This window comes from Citrobacter sp. Cm038, assembly GCF_030333105.1.
GTDB lineage: Bacteria > Pseudomonadota > Gammaproteobacteria > Enterobacterales > Enterobacteriaceae > Citrobacter > Citrobacter murliniae.
This window is the reverse complement of the sequence record NZ_JAOWGO010000018.1, coordinates 409,572-427,741: the sequence shown is the minus strand read 5'-3', so window position 1 is coordinate 427,741 and position 18,170 is coordinate 409,572. Positions and strand designations below refer to the sequence as shown.

The following is an 18,170-nucleotide window of genomic DNA, read 5'->3' as shown; positions in this document are numbered from 1 at the left end:
AAGAGAGATGATTATGCCGCAACATGACCAATTACATCGTTATCTGTTTGAAAACTTTGCCGTGCGCGGCGAGCTGGTAACCGTTTCGGAAACCCTGCAACAGATCCTCGAAAACCATACTTACCCGCAGCCGGTCAAAACCGTGCTGGCCGAGCTGCTGGTTGCTACCAGCCTGCTGACCGCTACACTGAAATTTGCCGGTGATATCACCGTGCAGTTGCAAGGCGATGGCCCGCTCAGCCTGGCGGTAATTAATGGCAACAACAATCAGCAAATGCGCGGAGTCGCTCGCATACAGGGCGATATCCCTGAAAATGCCGACCTGAAAACTCTGGTCGGCAACGGCTATCTGGTGATCACCATTACCCCGGAAGAAGGCGAGCGCTATCAGGGCGTGGTCGGTCTGGAAGGAGATACTCTGGCGGCCTGTCTGGAAGACTACTTCCTGCGTTCAGAACAGCTGCCAACGCGTCTCTTTATCCGTACTGGCGACGTCGATGGCAAACCAGCAGCTGGCGGTATGCTGCTGCAGGTGATGCCAGCACAAAATGCGCAGGCGGATGATTTTGATCACCTTGCTGCGCTGACAGAAACCATTAAAGCTGAAGAACTGCTAACGCTGCCTGCCAACGAAGTACTGTGGCGTTTGTACCACGAAGAAGAAGTGACGCTTTACGATCCGCAGGATGTTGAGTTCAAATGTACCTGTTCACGCGAACGTTGTGCTGGCGCACTGAAAACGCTGCCGGACGAAGAAGTGGACAGCATTCTGGCAGAAGAAGGCGAAATCGATATGCACTGCGATTACTGCGGTAGCCACTATCTGTTTAACGCTATGGATATTGCTGAGATCCGTAGTAACGCGTCCCCTGCTGACCCGCAGGTGCATTAAGTTCTTAGCCCGGCGGGCTGTTCATCCTGCCGGGCTAACGCTCGCTTACTCAGCGTAATAATTCATTTTTAGCCGTTCGCCATTAATGGTGATATCCCGCCAGACTCTGGGGGCTGAATCCAGTTTATGATTCACCAGCACCTGCAGAAGTTGGTCCTTATTGAATCCCTCCGGTAACTGAGCAACGGCGACCAGATCCCATTGTTCCCCTTTCATACCAATGACCAGACTTTCTCCCTCAGCAAATGCATACAGCACCTGTTCAGGCTTGCCATCAGCGTTGAGATCCTGATCAACGAGCACACATGCGTCCTGTTCAAAACAGGAGCTAATACGGTAGCTCTGCCCTTTGACAAACACCCAGAACGCCTCGTCTGGCTTCTTGCTGCCCGGCGCGATCATCACCTTTGGAGCTAGCTGTGTCGCGGTCAGAGTCTTAATCGGATCGCGCTCTCCCTGTAGAAGTGAGTTTAAGTCACGCCTGCGCTTACTATCCTTGTTGAACGCCTCATCATTGCGTAATGCCTCCAACGCTGCCCGTCCCGGTTTTCCGCTACGATCCAGCATATACAGACTGACCTGATCCGGCGTATTTTTACCACTGTAGTAGCGTGCCATATGACTGTTGACGCTAATGCGCCATGCGTCGAGTACGGGCGACGTCAACAGAATCAACAGCCCCAGGGCCAGTAATGAAACACCAAGGATAACCTTTCCCTGAATTTCAAGTGGGTTACGGCTACGACATAATATGCTCGCCAGATAGCCAAGCGACCAGGTCAGCAGCACAACGACAACCAGCACACCATGCAAGCGCTCAGGCGTCCAGCCATATTGGTGAATGCGCACCCATAGTGCCCAACCGGCAATCAGCATATAAATGGGGGCGACAACGAGTGAGAATTTGATCAGATAGCGTAACGCGCCAGGATAGGGTAACGCCTCTTTTTGCGGCTCGCGCACAATGGCCATCAACAGCAGGAGGATCAGCGTCAACGTGGACATCAAGCCAGCCGCCGACACCCGCTGTGAAATCGCCTCCAGCCCGGTGAAAGGCACGGTCAGCATAAACATCAGCGCTAACAGCGCAACCAGCGGTAAAAGACCCGTAGCGATAAATGTCAGTAACTTTTGAACGGCAGCCACCAAACGCGACTGCGTACGCGCCAGAACTACCGCCAGTGCGGTAATCAAGCTAAATGCCACATAACCGAACCAATCGGTCTCAAAGAAAAGCGTCTTAAAGAAGGTAATATCGACGAGCTTAAACATCTCACTCCACAGCAGGAGCACCAGCCAGAACAAGCCGTTAGTGACAAAGATAATCAGCAGCGTCAGCGTGTTAAGCCAAAAGCAGGTATAAAACTGAGAATAGCGAGACTGATCGGTACGCGCGTGGAGTTGGTATTGAATCCAGGGCAGTGCCAGCATTGCCATGAGAAGTAAGCGCCAGCCGTAAACGAAAAAAACGTCTTCCTGCCTCCACCGATTACTGCCCCCGACGTTCCATTTCAGCCAAACGCTCATCGCCAGCACAACAACGAAGATCAGTGCCATCCAGCACCACAGCGCACGCTGCCTGAAAGAAACGACAGTAAGCAGAAGTGCCGAAGTCAGCGCAACCGTTACGGGCATCCCATAGAACAGCCAGTCGCTGTTATGAGGTATGAGGTATGTCATCAGCAGATAACACAACACGCCTTGCAGCAGGCCGACTAACATCATGCCCCAACGAGTCGTAGGTGAAAGTTCAACACTATCCATATCGTTATCCTGACTGGAGAGAAAGGCTAATTATCGCATCATCTTCACAATTCGTTGCACCAACATGCCGCTTTCAGTCCACAACTGCGCGAAGTGAATCGATATTTCTCATGTTTTAGTTACGTTATTTTCTTACATGAATGCGATTACACTCACAACATTCCCGCCAAATACACTCTCCATTAACGTTTTAAGAACATTTTCCACAACAAAAAAGGGTTTCCTGCCATAATATCCGCCTCTTTGTGACAGGAGTCGCAGCGTATTCGGTCGCCCGTGATTTTGCCCGGATACGTAAATCTATGAGCCTTGTCGCGGTTAGCAACCCCTAAAAAACCTTACTATTCCAGGTAATACATATTGGCTAAGGAGCAGTGAAATGCGTGTGAACACCAGTTTAACCCCGCAAGATCTCAAGGCTTATGGTATCAATGACGTTCAGGATATCGTTTACAATCCAAGCTACGACCTGTTGTACCAGGAAGAACTTGATCCAAACCTGGAAGGTTACGAGCGTGGCGTATTAACTAACCTGGGCGCCGTTGCAGTTGATACCGGTATCTTTACCGGGCGTTCGCCGAAGGATAAGTACATTGTCCGCGACGACACCACGCGTGACACGCTGTGGTGGTCCGACAAAGGTAAAGGCAAGAACGACAACAAACCGCTCTCCCAGGAAACCTGGCAGCATCTGAAAGGGTTAGTCACCCAACAACTTTCTGGCAAGCGCCTGTTTATCGTTGATGCGTTCTGCGGTGCCAACGCAGATACCCGTCTTTCCGTGCGCTTCATTACCGAAGTCGCCTGGCAGGCGCATTTTGTCAAAAATATGTTCATCCGTCCGAGCGATGAGGAACTGGTTGATTTTAAACCTGATTTTATCGTAATGAACGGCGCAAAATGCACCAACCCACAATGGAAAGAGCAGGGTCTGAACTCTGAAAACTTCGTTGCATTCAACCTGACTGAACGCATTCAGTTGATCGGTGGCACCTGGTACGGCGGCGAGATGAAGAAAGGTATGTTCTCCGTCATGAACTACCTGCTGCCGCTGAAGGGTATTGCATCCATGCACTGCTCTGCGAACGTAGGCGAAAAAGGTGATGTGGCGGTCTTCTTTGGCCTCTCAGGTACCGGTAAAACCACCCTGTCCACCGACCCGAAACGCCGCCTGATTGGCGACGATGAGCACGGTTGGGATGACGATGGTGTATTTAACTTTGAAGGCGGCTGCTACGCGAAGACTATCAAGCTGTCTAAAGATGCCGAGCCGGAAATCTACAATGCAATCCGTCGTGATGCGCTGCTGGAAAACGTCACCGTTCGTGAAGACGGTTCTATCGATTTCGACGACGGTTCTAAAACCGAGAATACCCGTGTTTCCTACCCGATTTATCACATCGACAATATCGTTAAGCCGGTGTCAAAAGCGGGCCATGCCACCAAGGTAATCTTCCTGACCGCCGATGCATTTGGTGTTTTGCCGCCAGTCTCTCGCCTGACAGCAGATCAAACTCAGTACCACTTCCTCTCAGGCTTTACCGCTAAACTGGCCGGTACCGAGCGTGGTGTGACTGAGCCGACCCCAACCTTCTCTGCCTGCTTCGGTGCGGCATTCCTGTCACTGCACCCAACCCAGTATGCAGAAGTTCTGGTGAAACGTATGCAGGCCGCAGGCGCACAGGCTTATCTGGTGAATACCGGCTGGAACGGTACCGGCAAGCGTATCTCAATTAAAGATACTCGCGCCATTATCGACGCCATTCTGAACGGTTCGCTGGATGATGCAGAAACGTTCAGTCTGCCGATGTTTGACCTGGCGATCCCAACGGAACTGCCGGGCGTGGATGCGCGTATTCTCGATCCGCGTAATACCTACGCATCACCAGAACAATGGCAGGAAAAAGCCAATGCATTGGCGAAACTGTTTATCGAGAACTTTGAGAAGTACACCGATACACCAGCTGGTGCAGCATTGGTTAGCGCAGGTCCGAAACTGTAAATTGACGTGCCGGAAGGTGGGTATCCTTCCGGTCAACAGAAATGACCGAGACAAAAAGGGAGGCATCGCGCCTCCCTTTTTTATACGTCTTTAGTTGCACCCTGTACGCGGGTGAAAGGAACCGGAAGCCAGGCGCGAATCGACAATCCCCCGCGCTCACTGGTACCAATTTCCAGCATACCGTTATGGTTATCAATAATACGCTGTACGATAGCCAGACCCAGACCGGTACCACTGGTGCTACGCGCGCTGTCGCCGCGGACAAACGGCTGGAACAGATGTTTGCGTTGCTCCGGCTTGATACCCGGACCATCATCTTCCACCTGGAACCAGGCGCGATGTGGCTCCGTTCCGCTGCTGACCTTAATCCAGCCATTACCATAGCGGGCTGCGTTAACCACCATATTGGCGACCGCACGTTTAATCGACAGTGGATGCATCTTCACCTGAATAACGCCAGGCTGCAGTGCGGTGTCAATTTCACGCTCATAACCACTTTCCGCCGCAACCACTTCCCCCAGCACGGAGTTCAGATCCGCCATCTCCATTGGCATCTCCTGACCCGTCCGCAGGTAATCGATGAACTGCTCGATAATGGCGTTACACTCTTCAATATCCTTATTGATGGACTCCGCAAGATAACCATCTTCTTCGCCCATCATTTCCGTCGCCAGACGAATACGCGTCAGCGGCGTACGCAGATCGTGGCTGACTCCCGCCATCAGCAGGGTTCGGTCATCGGCGAGTTGCTTAACGCCCGCCGCCATATGGTTGAAAGCACGGGTAACAGAACGCACCTCTGAAGCGCCATACTCTCGCAGCGGCGGTGGGATAATACCTTTCCCCACCTGCAATGCCGCATGCTCAAGATCTACCAGCGGTCGGTTCTGGATACGAATAAACAGCCACGCCCCCCCGATAGCCAGCAGCATAATCGCCAACGTATAGCGGAACAGCGGTGAGAAATCGCCTTGATGGATTTCCGTCAGTGGTACGCGCACCCAGATATTAGGCGACAGCCAGGTTTTCAGCCAGACAACAGGCGAGCTTTTGTTGACCTCAACGCGAACTTCCGTCGGGCCACCGAGCTGTTGCGCCATCTGATGGCTTAAGAATTCATAGTGTTGCGCCCAACGCAGTCCAGCTTCTTCAGCGGCTTCGTTGGAATAGAGGGAAATTCCCAGCTCACGGTAAATTTCCCGGCGGAATGCGGGAGGCACAACCAGCTGTGTACCGTCCTCCAGTTGCAGTTTATCGGTCATCAGCATACGAACTTCGTAGGCCAGGACCTTATTAAACTGCTGGAGGCTCGGCAGGATCGCGAAGTTCAGCACCACCAGATAAGTCGTCACCAGGCTTGCAAAAAGCAAGGTGACGATGAGCAATAATGTGCGAGCAAACGAACTTCGTGGCGAGAAGCGCATTCGCCTCATGCTTTAGAACCGTCCGGGACAAAGACGTAGCCCAGACCCCATACGGTCTGAATGTAACGCGGATGTGCTGGATCCTCTTCCACCATGCGACGCAGACGAGAAATCTGCACGTCAATGGAACGCTCCATCGCGGAATACTCGCGACCACGGGCAAGATTCATCAGCTTATCGCGAGACAGCGGTTCACGCGGGTGACTGACCAGCGCTTTCAGCACCGCAAATTCACCGCTGGTCAGCGGCATAGGCTCATCTTCGCGGAACATTTCGCGAGTACCGAGGTTCAGTTTGAACTTACCGAAAGCAATTACCGCTTCTTCCTGAGAAGGCGCGCCCGGTAGCTCATTCGCCTGACGACGCAGCACAGCGCGAATACGCGCCAGCAGTTCACGCGGGTTAAACGGTTTAGGGATGTAGTCGTCAGCACCGATTTCCAGCCCGACGATACGGTCAACTTCTTCGCCCTTCGCCGTCACCATAATGATGGGCATCGGGTTACTCTGACTGCGCAGGCGGCGGCAAATTGACAGGCCATCTTCACCAGGAAGCATTAGATCCAGTACCATAAGGTGGAAGGATTCACGGGTTAGCAGACGATCCATCTGCTCAGCGTTTGCGACGCTTCGAACCTGGAAGCCCTGCTCAGTCAGATAACGCTCCAGCAGCGCACGCAGGCGCATGTCGTCATCGACCACCAGAATCTTATAGTTCTCTTGCATTGTTTTATACTCCCAAAGGTTCGCAACAATTGTAAGTGTGTATTCTTAAGAAAGCTTACGAGAGTAACCAGTGAATTCTGGTATGAATTCCAGGCTAAATTGTTACAAAGCATATTAAACAGCAGCTTAAGTATACAATGTTTCTCGCAATACATTATTTATTCTGTTGATATGCTCACGTAATACTAATTGTGCGCATCATCACAGAGTCGAAGGTAAAACAATAAGATGAAAACGCCCCTGATAACCCGTGAAGGGTATGAAAAACTCAAACAAGAGCTGAATTATCTCTGGCGTGAAGAGCGCCCGGAAGTCACCAAAAAAGTCACCTGGGCCGCAAGTCTGGGCGACCGCAGCGAAAATGCTGACTACCAGTATAATAAAAAGCGCCTGCGAGAGATCGACAGGCGTGTCCGTTATTTGACGAAGTGCATGGAGAATCTGAAAATAGTCGATTACTCCCCACAGCAGGAGGGCAAAGTATTCTTTGGCGCGTGGGTTGAGATTGAAAATGATGATGGCGATACCCGCAAATTCCGCATTGTCGGATACGATGAAATTTTTGGTCGTAAGGATTACATCTCTATCGACTCACCGATGGCACGAGCACTGCTAAAAAAAGAGGTGGGCGATCTCGCGGTGGTGAACACACCTGCCGGGGAAGCCAGCTGGTACGTTAACGAGATTGAATACGTTAAATAAGCCTGGAACATTCCGAGAGAATCGGGTCTCGGCTGGCATTTTGGCGTGTCAGTCCGTATAACTATCCCCTGATTTTTGATCCTAAAGATGAAACTAAATCCATGATGAATGATTCGTTCTGCCGCATTATCGCGGGTGAAATTCAGGCTCGCGCCGAACAGGTAGAAGCTGCCGTTCGCCTGCTTGACGAAGGGAACACCGTGCCGTTTATCGCACGTTATCGTAAGGAAATCACCGGCGGTCTGGATGACACGCAGTTGCGTAACCTGGAAAGCCGTCTGGGTTATTTACGTGAACTGGAAGACCGCCGTCAGGCCATTCTCAAATCTATCAGCGAGCAAGGCAAACTGACCGACGACCTGGCGAAAGCGATCAACGGCACGTTAAGTAAGACCGAACTCGAAGACCTCTATCTGCCGTACAAACCAAAACGCCGCACCCGCGGACAAATCGCCATTGAAGCCGGCCTTGAGCCGTTGGCTGATCTGCTGTGGAACGAACCTTCCCACGATCCAGAAACCACAGCGGCACAATACATCAACGCCGACAACGGCGTAGCGGATACTAAAGCCGCACTCGACGGCGCACGTTACATCCTGATGGAACGTTTTGCTGAAGACGCTGCGCTGCTGGCAAAAGTGCGTGATTACCTGTGGAAGAATGCGCATCTGGTTTCCACCGTAGTGAGCGGTAAAGAAGAGGAAGGCGCAAAATTCCGTGATTACTTCGATCACCATGAACCGATTTCCAGCGTCCCTTCTCACCGCGCACTGGCAATGTTCCGTGGCCGTAACGAAGGCGTGCTACAGCTTTCATTGAATGCCGATCCGCAATTCGATGAGCCGCCAAAAGAGAGTCACGGTGAGCAGATAATTCAGGATCACCTTGGCCTGCGACTGAACAACGCACCAGCAGACAGCTGGCGAAAAGGCGTCGTCAGTTGGACATGGCGCATCAAAGTGCTGATGCATCTTGAGACTGAACTTATGGGGACCGTGCGCGAGCGTGCGGAAGATGAGGCGATTAACGTCTTTGCCCGAAACCTGCACGATCTGTTGATGGCTGCTCCGGCAGGCCTGCGCGCTACGATGGGTCTCGATCCCGGCCTGCGCACCGGCGTTAAGGTTGCGGTCGTCGACGGCACCGGCAAACTGGTTGCTACCGACACCATTTATCCACATACCGGTCAGGCAGCCAAAGCCGCCGTTGCCGTTGCTGCGCTGTGTGAAAAATACAACGTTGAACTGGTAGCGATTGGTAACGGCACCGCGTCCCGCGAAACCGAACGCTTCTTCCTGGATGTGCAAAAACAGTTCCCGAAAGTCACCGCGCAAAAAGTGATCGTCAGCGAAGCCGGGGCATCTGTCTACTCCGCTTCCGAACTGGCCGCACAGGAGTTTCCTGATCTCGACGTCTCACTGCGCGGTGCGGTCTCTATCGCCCGTCGTCTGCAGGATCCACTGGCTGAGTTGGTGAAAATCGATCCGAAATCGATCGGTGTCGGTCAGTATCAACACGACGTTAGCCAGACACAGCTTGCCCGTAAGCTGGATGCGGTAGTGGAAGACTGCGTAAACGCCGTCGGCGTAGACCTGAACACCGCCTCCGTCCCGCTGTTAACGCGTGTCGCGGGCCTGACCCGGATGATGGCGCAAAATATTGTTGCCTGGCGTGATGAGAACGGTCAGTTCCAGAATCGTCAGCAGCTACTAAAAGTCAGCCGACTGGGGCCAAAAGCGTTTGAACAGTGTGCGGGCTTTCTGCGCATCAACCACGGCGATAACCCGCTGGATGCCTCGACCGTGCACCCGGAAGCCTATCCGATCGTAGAACGTATTCTGGCTGCGACCGAGCAGTCACTGCGTGACCTGATGGGCAACAGCAATGAACTGCGTAACCTGAAGGCATCTGACTTTACCGACGAACGTTTCGGGGTGCCGACCGTCACCGACATCATCAAAGAGCTGGAAAAACCGGGCCGAGATCCGCGTCCGGAGTTCAAAACCGCACAGTTTGCTGATGGCGTGGAAACCATGAATGACCTGCTGCCAGGAATGATTCTGGAAGGCGCAGTCACCAACGTCACTAACTTCGGTGCATTTGTTGATATTGGCGTTCACCAGGACGGTCTGGTACATATCTCCTCTCTGTCGAATAAGTTCGTCGAAGATCCACACACCGTGGTGAAAGCGGGAGACATTGTGAAGGTGAAAGTGCTGGAAGTGGATCTACCACGCAAGCGTATCGCCCTGACCATGCGTCTGGACGAACAGCCAGGTGAAACCAACGCCCGTCGCGGCGGCGGTAGCAATGATCGCGCTCAGGGCAATCGCCCGGCAGCGGCAGCTAAAGCGGCAAAACCGCGCGGGCGTGATACACAGCCTGCCGGCAACAGCGCCATGATGGATGCACTGGCGGCGGCGATGGGTAAGAAACGCTGACAGAATGCCGGGGGGCACTTGTGCTCCCCCGGCTATATCACTTCGATTAACAATTAAATAATACAAATTGAAGCGGTTATTTAATTAGCCAAGGACTAACCGCACAATTAATTTTCACATCGTTAACAGATGAAACCTTAATTAAACATTAAAAAATCAATAATTGCCGAATTAAATTAACGGTCTCAAACCAGATTAAATGTTGAGGCATATCAAAATTGACTCAAATTATTATCCAATTCTACATTCCGTCACACTTATTCTATTGATGATAAAAACCATTCTCATTATCATTGCATTGTTGATTATTTACTCTTTCCTCCGTTAGCTAATCATCTGGTCTCATGCCGCCCTGCAGCCCCATGAGGTAATCATCCAGTTAGCGAGATATAAGTAGGTCCCTATGCAATTCACTCCAGACACTGCGTGGAAAATTACCGGTTTTTCTCGTGAAATCAGTCCGGCGTACCGTCAGAAGTTATTGTCACTCGGCATGCTACCAGGCTCATCATTCAACGTGGTACGTGTCGCACCTTTGGGCGATCCTATCCACATTGAAACTCGCCGCGTAAGTCTGGTATTGCGTAAAAAAGATCTGGCGTTATTAGAAGTGGAAGCGGTTTCCTGTTAATACAGTGAGTCAATAAAAATGAAAAAACTAACCATTGGTTTAATTGGTAATCCTAATTCCGGCAAGACAACTTTATTCAATCAGCTCACCGGCGCGCGTCAGCGTGTAGGCAACTGGGCTGGAGTCACCGTTGAGCGTAAAGAAGGCCATTTTGCGACGACGGACCATCAGGTCACGCTGGTGGATTTACCAGGTACGTATTCACTGACGACGATCTCATCCCAGACCTCCCTCGATGAGCAAATTGCCTGTCACTATATTTTAAGCGGCGACGCCGACTTGCTTATCAACGTCGTCGATGCCTCAAACCTTGAGCGCAACCTCTACCTGACGCTGCAACTGCTTGAACTGGGTATCCCCTGTATCGTCGCGCTTAACATGCTGGACATTGCTGAGAAGCAGCAAATCCGTATTGATATCGATGCGCTTTCCGCCCGTCTTGGCTGCCCAGTGGTTCCACTGGTTTCTACGCGTGGACGTGGGATTGAAGCGCTGAAGCTGGCGATCGATCGCTATAAAGAGAACGACGCCGTCGAGTTGGTCCATTATGCTCAGCCACTGCTACGTGAAGCAGATTCTCTGGCTGACGCAATGACCGAAGAGATGCCGCTACAACAACGTCGCTGGCTTGGCCTGCAAATGCTGGAAGGCGATATCTACAGCCGCGCCTACGCGGGCGATGCTGCGCAAAATCTGGATGGTGCAATTGCCCGTCTGAGTGAAACTATGGACGATCCCGCGCTGCACATTGCCGATGCGCGATACCAGTGCATTGCCGCGATCTGCGATACCGTCAGCAACACGCTGACCGCCGAGCCAAGCCGCTTCACCACCGCTGTCGATAAAATCGTCCTCAACCGCTTCCTCGGTCTGCCAATATTCCTGTTCGTGATGTACCTGATGTTCCTGCTCGCCATTAACATCGGTGGCGCGCTGCAGCCGTTATTTGACGTCGGTTCGGTAGCACTCTTTATCCATGGTATTCAATGGATTGGTTACACGCTGCACTTCCCGGACTGGCTGACCATCTTCCTGGCGCAGGGTCTTGGCGGCGGGATTAACACCGTTCTGCCACTGGTCCCTCAAATCGGTATGATGTACCTGTTCCTCTCCTTCCTCGAAGACTCCGGCTACATGGCGCGAGCCGCGTTTGTAATGGACCGTCTGATGCAGGCGCTGGGGCTACCGGGTAAATCGTTTGTCCCGCTGATTGTTGGTTTCGGCTGTAACGTACCGTCGGTGATGGGCGCACGTACACTGGATGCGCCGCGTGAACGTCTGATGACCATCATGATGGCACCGTTTATGTCCTGCGGTGCACGTCTGGCGATTTTCGCTGTGTTTGCAGCGGCATTCTTTGGTCAGAACGGTGCGCTGGCGGTCTTCTCGCTATATGTGTTAGGTATCGTCATGGCAGTGCTGACTGGCCTGATGCTCAAGCACACCATCATGCGTGGCGAAGCAACGCCGTTCGTGATGGAACTGCCGGTTTATCACGTCCCGCATATTAAAAGCCTGATCATCCAGACCTGGCAGCGCCTGAAAGGCTTCGTCCTCCGTGCCGGTAAAGTCATTATCATTGTCAGTATTTTCCTTAGCGCGTTTAACAGTTTCTCCCTGAGCGGGAAAATCGTCGATAACATCAACGACTCAGCTCTTGCTTCCGTCAGCCGCGTTATTACCCCGGTCTTTAAACCGATTGGCGTACACGAAGATAACTGGCAGGCCACCGTGGGTCTGTTCACCGGTGCGATGGCCAAAGAAGTGGTTGTCGGTACACTGAATACACTCTATACCGCTGAAAATATTCAGGAAGAAGAGTTCAACCCGGCAGATTTCCACCTCGGTGATGAGTTAGTCGGCGCACTGGATGAAACCTGGCAAAGCCTGAAAGATACCTTCAGCCTGAGCGTCCTGGCTAACCCTATCGAAGCCAGTAAAGGTGACGGTGAGATGGCAACTGGCGCCATGGGCGTGATGGGCGAAAAATTTGGCAGCGCCGCAGCCGCTTACAGCTACCTGATTTTCGTACTGCTGTATGTTCCGTGCATTTCAGTTATGGGGGCTATCGCGCGTGAATCCAGCCGTGGCTGGATGGGCTTCTCCGTTCTGTGGGGCCTGAATATCGCCTACTCACTGTCGACGCTGTTCTATCAGGCAGTCAGCTACAGTCAGCACCCGACCTATAGTCTGGTCTGCATTTTAGCCGTCATCCTGTTTAACATCGTATTGCTGGGTCTGCTACGCCGCGCCCGTAGCCGTGTGGATATTGCGCTGCTGGCAACCAACAAAACGGTAAGCTCGTGCTGTGCCAGCACGACTGGCGATTGCCACTGAGGTTGTGGATCATGGCATCGCTTATACAGGTTCGTGATTTACTGGCTCTGCGGGGACGTATGGAGGCTAAGCAAATTAGCCACACGCTGCATACCCCGCAGCCAATGATTGACGCCATGCTGAATCAGTTAGAGAAAATGGGCAAAGCGAAGCGAATTCAGGAAGATGCCGAGGGGTGTCTTTCCGGAAGCTGCAAAAGCTGCCCGGAAGGCAAAGCCTGCCTGCGCGAATGGTGGGCTTTGCGTTAAACGTAATGCTATTTGCCGGATGACGCTACGTTTGTCCGGCCTACAAACGGCACCTAATATCCATGCTGTCCGGGATTTTGCGAAACGAATTCCATAAGAATGTCACTCTTTCAGCAAAACAGATTTATCCTCCAACCCTCTGCACATCGTTAACATTACGGGGATGCTTCCCTTTTCTACGGCAAGTAGAGTCTCATCATCTTGTTCTTCAGGTGACGGACCGCCATGAATACTGACGCTACAGCTACGCCGCATGACGCAATTTTCAAGACTTTTATGGGCCATCCAGCTACCGCTCGCGACTTTCTTCAACTTCATCTTCCAGACTCTTTACGTATTCTTTGTGACCTAAAGACACTGAAACTGGAACCGGGCAGTTTTATTGAGGACGATTTGCGTGCGCACTATTGCGATGTGTTGTGGTCACTAAAAACTCGTGAAGGCGATGGCTACATCTACACGGTTATTGAACATCAGAGCACCGCGGATGCACATATGGCGTTTCGTCTTATGCGTTATGCTATTGCAGTCATGCAGCGACATCTGGATGCGGGCCACAAAAAGCTGCCACTGGTGATCCCCATGCTTTTTTATCACGGCACCGTCAGCCCATATCCCTACTCCTTGTGCTGGCTGGATAAATTTAACGATCCGGAGACAGCCAGACAACTTTATGCGAACACTTTTCCATTAATAGATATCACGGTAATGGCTGATGACGAGATCATGCAGCATCGCCGTATAGCACTACTGGAGCTGATTCAAAAACATATCCGGAAACGAGATTTGATGGGATTAGTGGAAAAACTGGTCGTCCTGCTTGTTAAAGGAAACGCTAATGACAACCAGTTGAAAGCCCTGTTTAATTACATGATTCAGGCTGGCGACACAGCGCATTTCAAAGAATTTATGGACGAAGTAACCGGACGCCTACCTCAACACAAGGAGAGACTGATGACTATCGCAGAGAGATTACGCCAGGAAGGGCATATGAATGGGTTACAGGAAGGGTTACAGGAAGGGTTACAGGAGGGCTTACAACAAGGTAAACGAGACGAAGCACGACGCATTGCTGCCACCATGTTAGCCGACGGTATCGACAGACTGACCATTCTCAGAATCACTGGCCTTTCTGCTGAGGAGTTAATGGCAAAAAGGCATTAATGTCGGCCCGGTAAGCATCGCGTCACCGGGCAAGTCAAAGGCGCTATAACCGCTGTTTCAACGCCATCAGCGCGGCACAGAACTCACCAGGATGCGAGATAAACGGCGCATGTGCCGCTTTGGCAAACACCAGAGATTCGCTCTCCGGCCACAGTGCATCCAGCATCGGTACAACTTTGCGCGGTACCAGCCCATCAAGATATCCATACAACCGCAGGAACGGCATGCGCAATGCGCAGAGAGATTCACGCAGATCAACCGTTTTCAGGATCTCCAGCCCTCCATTCAGTACCGCCACTTCCGGCATCGGTAATGCCAGCACCGTTTTCTTCAAAGTTCGCGCGTCCTGACGTGCGGTTTCCGTTCCCATCGTTTGTAGCGCCAGAAAACGCTCTACCGTACGCTGGAAGTCTTCGCTAAGCTGTTGCTGGAATCCCGCCAGCACGTCCGGCTTAATACCCGGCCACTCATCACGAGCGCTAAAACATGGCGAAGAAGCCACAGTAACCAGCGCCTGAACACGAGCAGGATGGGTCAACGCTACCTGACTTGCTACCAGCCCGCCCAGGCTCCAGCCCAGCCAGATGGCTTTCTCTGGTGCCTGTTGTAAAACACGTTCCGCCATCTCCTCCAGTGGCATCGCGCCGAAACCCTGACTACGGCCAAATCCCGGTAAGTCGACAAGATGTAGCGTGAAATGCGAACTCAGTTCCTCACTTATGCAATGCCATACTTCCGCATTCAATCCCCATCCGTGCAGCAGCACAAGATGGCAATTTCCCGAACCTCGGGTCTGCCACCAGATGTCATTCATCAGTTACTGTTCTCTTTTTTGGAGCCTAGCCCTGTAGGCATACATTGTTAAGGATAAACCTATGCTAACAGTACCGGGATTGTGCTGGCTATGCCGAATGCCACTGACGCTGGGACATTGGGGAATTTGTTCCGTTTGTACACGGGCGACACGCCGTCATATCAATTTGTGCCCCCAGTGCGGGATGCCAGCCGCCCACACCGCCATTCTCTGCGGCCGGTGTCTGCAAAAACCGCCGCCGTGGCAGCGGTTGGTTACGGTCAATGACTATGTTCCACCGCTGAGTAACCTTATCCACCAACTGAAATTTTCGCGCCGTAGCGAGATTGCCACTGCACTTTCACGCCTGCTGCTACTGGACGTGTTGCAGGCTCGCCGTACCAGCGGGCTTCCTCTGCCGGACAGGATCGTCAGCGTCCCACTCTGGCAACGCCGACACTGGCGAAGAGGGTTTAACCAGAGCGATTTATTGTGCCGTCCTTTGGCGCACTGGCTGGGTTGTGACTGGGACAGTCAGGCAATAACACGGGTTCGGGCGACCGCCACGCAGCATCATCTCAGCGCCCGATTACGCAAACGCAACCTGAAAAATGCTTTTCGCCTTGAATTGCCGGTACAGGGACTCCATATGGTTGTTGTGGATGATGTCGTCACTACCGGAAGTACCGTCGCGGAAATCGCGCAACTGCTTTTGCGCAACGGCGCGGCGACTGTCCAGGTATGGTGCCTGTGTCGAACCTTGTAGAGCCTCGATGATGGGCGTATTATAACCAAGTAAAATAGTCAACTATTAGGCCATTACTATGATCCATATTTCCGATGCTGCACAAGCGCACTTTGCCAAACTGCTGGCAAATCAGGAAGAAGGGACACAAATCCGCGTATTTGTGATTAATCCCGGCACGCCTAACGCTGAATGCGGCGTTTCTTATTGTCCACCGGACGCCGTGGAAGCAACCGACACCGCCATCAAATTTTCCCTGCTGACCGCATATGTTGATGAACTGAGCGCACCCTATCTGGAAGATGCTGAAATCGATTTCGTTACCGATCAGTTAGGCTCCCAGCTGACCCTGAAAGCGCCTAATGCGAAAATGCGTAAAGTATCCGATGATGCGCCGCTGATGGAACGCGTTGAATACATGCTGCAGTCGCAGATCAACCCGCAACTGGCTGGCCACGGTGGACGCGTCACTCTGATGGAGATCACCGATGAAGGCTACGCTATTCTGCAGTTTGGTGGCGGCTGTAACGGCTGTTCAATGGTAGATGTCACGCTGAAAGAAGGCATCGAGAAACAGCTGCTGGGGGAATTCCCTGAACTGAAAGGCGTTCGCGATTTGACCGAACACCAGCGCGGCGAGCACTCTTACTACTAAGTCCCCATCTGTATTCGCCCGGTGACGCGCAGCGATCCGGGCCTACGTTCTTCTGCTACCATCTTGCAATTACCCCACCATAATTTGACCTGCCTCTCATAATTTAAATTTTGCTGTCCCAGGTGATTTTCAACCACCATATGTTACCCGTATCATTCTTATGGGCACCTAACTACTCCATAATAGCCAGCTGAACTGATTAGTTTTGAAGGCAATCAGCATTGGTGCTGTAAATACTCTGTTCCCGGTCGGGACAATCAGAATTTGTCATCTAAACACTGACGTTACCCATAACAAAGTAAAGGCCAGGTAAATCATGCCATTAGTCATCGTTGCTATCGGTGTAATCTTGTTACTCCTCCTGATGATCCGTTTCAAAATGAACGGTTTCATCGCTCTCGTCCTGGTGGCGCTTGCTGTCGGATTGATGCAAGGGATGCCACTGGATAAAGTCATCGGTTCTATTAAAGCCGGCGTCGGCGGAACCCTTGGCAGCCTTGCCCTGATTATGGGTTTTGGCGCCATGCTGGGTAAAATGCTGGCAGACTGCGGTGGTGCGCAACGTATTGCGACCACACTGATTGCTAAATTCGGTAAAAAGCACATTCAGTGGGCGGTAGTATTAACCGGCTTCACCGTGGGCTTTGCACTGTTCTACGAAGTTGGCTTCGTACTGATGCTGCCGCTGGTATTCACCATTGCCGCCGCCGCGAATATCCCGCTGCTGTACGTTGGTGTTCCGATGGCCGCTGCGCTGTCTGTAACCCACGGTTTCTTACCACCGCACCCGGGCCCGACCGCTATTGCGACCATTTTCCACGCAGATATGGGCAAAACGCTGCTGTTTGGTACGATTCTGGCTATCCCGACCGTTATTCTCGCCGGTCCGGTTTATGCACGTTTCCTGAAAGGTATTGATAAGCCGATCCCGGAAGGTCTGTACAGCGCCAAAACCTTCACTGAAGAAGAGATGCCTGGCTTTGGCGTCAGCGTTTGGACCTCTCTTGTTCCGGTGGTATTGATGGCGATGCGTGCTATCGCAGAGATGATCCTGCCGAAAGGACATGCCTTCCTGCCAGTTGCGGAATTCCTCGGCGACCCGGTCATGGCTACGCTTATTGCGGTGTTGATTGCGATGTTCACATTTGGTCTGAACCGTGGACGTTCGATGGATCAGATTAACGACACGCTGGTTTCCTCAATCAAAATCATCGCCATGATGCTGCTGATTATCGGTGGTGGCGGTGCCTTCAAACAGGTTCTGGTTGATAGCGGCGTCGACAAATACATCGCCTCGATGATGCATGAAACCAACGTATCTCCGCTGCTGATGGCGTGGTCCATTGCCGCCGTACTGCGTATCGCGCTGGGTTCTGCCACCGTTGCGGCAATCACCGCAGGTGGGATTGTGGCACCGCTGATTGCGACCACCGGCGTTAGCCCAGAACTGATGGTTATCGCGGTAGGTTCGGGTTCCGTGATTTTCTCCCACGTGAACGATCCGGGCTTCTGGCTGTTCAAGGAATACTTCAACCTGACCATCGGCGAAACGATCAAGTCATGGTCAATGCTGGAAACCATTATTTCGGTATGCGGCCTGGTAGGGTGCCTGCTGTTAAATATGGCAATCTAATGTAAAAAAGCCGG

The 18,170-nt window shown here is 52.2% G+C and carries 15 protein-coding genes; 11 read left to right on the top strand and 4 right to left on the bottom strand.

The features are described 5' to 3' along the window. The first annotated feature begins 13 nt into the window (after positions 1-13). Positions 14-892, top strand: coding sequence for an Hsp33 family molecular chaperone HslO (gene hslO / locus OGY01_RS10865; RefSeq protein ID WP_045449817.1), 879 nt, complete (start codon positions 14-16; stop codon positions 890-892). A gap of 45 nt (positions 893-937) precedes the next feature. On the opposite strand, the gene OGY01_RS10860 is transcribed toward hslO, so the two are convergent. After that, positions 938-2,656 (bottom strand): DUF4153 domain-containing protein, encoded by a 1,719-nt coding sequence (locus tag OGY01_RS10860; protein ID WP_286493096.1) that lies wholly within the window; start codon positions 2,654-2,656, stop codon positions 938-940. A 379-nt stretch (positions 2,657-3,035) separates the two neighbouring features. On the opposite strand from OGY01_RS10860, the gene pckA reads away from it, so the two are divergent. Further along, positions 3,036-4,658: a phosphoenolpyruvate carboxykinase (ATP) gene (gene pckA / locus OGY01_RS10855; protein WP_286493095.1), complete on the top strand. Its 1,623-nt coding sequence runs from the start codon at positions 3,036-3,038 to the stop codon at positions 4,656-4,658. Between the two features lie 80 nt (positions 4,659-4,738). On the opposite strand, the gene envZ is transcribed toward pckA, so the two are convergent. Together envZ and ompR are read right to left on the bottom strand one after the other, a co-directional pair. Further along, positions 4,739-6,091: a two-component system sensor histidine kinase EnvZ gene (gene envZ / locus OGY01_RS10850; protein WP_045448442.1), complete on the bottom strand. Its 1,353-nt coding sequence runs from the start codon at positions 6,089-6,091 to the stop codon at positions 4,739-4,741. Next, positions 6,088-6,807: an osmolarity response regulator transcription factor OmpR gene (ompR, locus tag OGY01_RS10845; protein WP_001157751.1), complete on the bottom strand. Its 720-nt coding sequence runs from the start codon at positions 6,805-6,807 to the stop codon at positions 6,088-6,090. The genes envZ and ompR overlap by 4 nt, the downstream gene beginning before the upstream one ends. Positions 6,808-7,035: 228 nt before the next feature. Here ompR and greB point away from each other — a divergent pair, with 228 nt between their 5' ends. The 6 genes from greB (at position 7,036) to OGY01_RS10815 (ending at position 14,330) form a co-directional block, all read left to right on the top strand. Then, on the top strand, positions 7,036-7,509 hold the full coding sequence (gene greB, locus OGY01_RS10840; protein WP_045448445.1) for a transcription elongation factor GreB: 474 nt from the start codon (positions 7,036-7,038) through the stop codon (positions 7,507-7,509). Positions 7,510-7,610: 101 nt separating this feature from the next. Further along, complete coding sequence (locus tag OGY01_RS10835; RefSeq protein ID WP_200013168.1) at positions 7,611-9,950, top strand: Tex family protein; 2,340 nt, start codon at positions 7,611-7,613, stop codon at positions 9,948-9,950. 403 nt (positions 9,951-10,353) lie between these two features. Next, positions 10,354-10,581 (top strand): ferrous iron transporter A, encoded by a 228-nt coding sequence (gene feoA, locus OGY01_RS10830; RefSeq protein ID WP_045448450.1) that lies wholly within the window; start codon positions 10,354-10,356, stop codon positions 10,579-10,581. 18 nt (positions 10,582-10,599) lie between these two features. Next, entirely contained in the window at positions 10,600-12,918 is a 2,319-nt protein-coding gene (gene feoB / locus OGY01_RS10825; protein WP_045448452.1) for a Fe(2+) transporter permease subunit FeoB, read from the top strand. Positions 12,919-12,929: 11 nt separating this feature from the next. Beyond that, positions 12,930-13,166 (top strand): [Fe-S]-dependent transcriptional repressor FeoC, encoded by a 237-nt coding sequence (gene feoC / locus OGY01_RS10820; RefSeq protein ID WP_045448454.1) that lies wholly within the window; start codon positions 12,930-12,932, stop codon positions 13,164-13,166. 225 nt (positions 13,167-13,391) lie between these two features. Next, positions 13,392-14,330 carry an Rpn family recombination-promoting nuclease/putative transposase gene (locus OGY01_RS10815; RefSeq protein ID WP_200042285.1) on the top strand — a complete coding sequence of 313 codons (939 nt, stop codon included), beginning with the start codon at positions 13,392-13,394 and terminating at the stop codon, positions 14,328-14,330. A gap of 43 nt (positions 14,331-14,373) precedes the next feature. Here the strand turns inward: OGY01_RS10815 and bioH are convergent, their stop codons facing one another. Next, positions 14,374-15,144: a pimeloyl-ACP methyl ester esterase BioH gene (bioH, locus tag OGY01_RS10810; RefSeq protein ID WP_048222907.1), complete on the bottom strand. Its 771-nt coding sequence runs from the start codon at positions 15,142-15,144 to the stop codon at positions 14,374-14,376. Between the two features lie 61 nt (positions 15,145-15,205). Here bioH and gntX point away from each other — a divergent pair, with 61 nt between their 5' ends. From gntX to gntT, 3 genes are all read left to right on the top strand, one after another. After that, positions 15,206-15,889 (top strand): DNA utilization protein GntX, encoded by a 684-nt coding sequence (gntX, locus tag OGY01_RS10805; protein ID WP_286493094.1) that lies wholly within the window; start codon positions 15,206-15,208, stop codon positions 15,887-15,889. 58 nt (positions 15,890-15,947) lie between these two features. Further along, a complete protein-coding gene (nfuA, locus tag OGY01_RS10800; protein WP_045448462.1) occupies positions 15,948-16,523 on the top strand; it encodes a Fe-S biogenesis protein NfuA in 576 nt (191 codons plus the stop codon). Between the two features lie 316 nt (positions 16,524-16,839). Then, complete coding sequence (gene gntT / locus OGY01_RS10795; RefSeq protein WP_045448464.1) at positions 16,840-18,156, top strand: gluconate transporter; 1,317 nt, start codon at positions 16,840-16,842, stop codon at positions 18,154-18,156. Positions 18,157-18,170 lie beyond the last annotated feature (14 nt).

Excerpts from the sequence above, each read along its gene's own strand:
- hslO (WP_045449817.1), top strand. The coding sequence starts at position 14 with ATGCCGCAACATGACCAATTACATCGTTATCTGTTTGAAAACTTTGCC.
- OGY01_RS10860 (WP_286493096.1), bottom strand. The coding sequence starts at position 2,656 with ATGGATAGTGTTGAACTTTCACCTACGACTCGTTGGGGCATGATGTTA.
- pckA (WP_286493095.1), top strand. The coding sequence starts at position 3,036 with ATGCGTGTGAACACCAGTTTAACCCCGCAAGATCTCAAGGCTTATGGT.
- envZ (WP_045448442.1), bottom strand. The coding sequence starts at position 6,091 with ATGAGGCGAATGCGCTTCTCGCCACGAAGTTCGTTTGCTCGCACATTA.
- ompR (WP_001157751.1), bottom strand. The coding sequence starts at position 6,807 with ATGCAAGAGAACTATAAGATTCTGGTGGTCGATGACGACATGCGCCTG.
- greB (WP_045448445.1), top strand. The coding sequence starts at position 7,036 with ATGAAAACGCCCCTGATAACCCGTGAAGGGTATGAAAAACTCAAACAA.
- OGY01_RS10835 (WP_200013168.1), top strand. The coding sequence starts at position 7,611 with ATGATGAATGATTCGTTCTGCCGCATTATCGCGGGTGAAATTCAGGCT.
- feoA (WP_045448450.1), top strand. The coding sequence starts at position 10,354 with ATGCAATTCACTCCAGACACTGCGTGGAAAATTACCGGTTTTTCTCGT.
- feoB (WP_045448452.1), top strand. The coding sequence starts at position 10,600 with ATGAAAAAACTAACCATTGGTTTAATTGGTAATCCTAATTCCGGCAAG.
- feoC (WP_045448454.1), top strand. The coding sequence starts at position 12,930 with ATGGCATCGCTTATACAGGTTCGTGATTTACTGGCTCTGCGGGGACGT.
- OGY01_RS10815 (WP_200042285.1), top strand. The coding sequence starts at position 13,392 with ATGAATACTGACGCTACAGCTACGCCGCATGACGCAATTTTCAAGACT.
- bioH (WP_048222907.1), bottom strand. The coding sequence starts at position 15,144 with ATGAATGACATCTGGTGGCAGACCCGAGGTTCGGGAAATTGCCATCTT.
- gntX (WP_286493094.1), top strand. The coding sequence starts at position 15,206 with ATGCTAACAGTACCGGGATTGTGCTGGCTATGCCGAATGCCACTGACG.
- nfuA (WP_045448462.1), top strand. The coding sequence starts at position 15,948 with ATGATCCATATTTCCGATGCTGCACAAGCGCACTTTGCCAAACTGCTG.
- gntT (WP_045448464.1), top strand. The coding sequence starts at position 16,840 with ATGCCATTAGTCATCGTTGCTATCGGTGTAATCTTGTTACTCCTCCTG.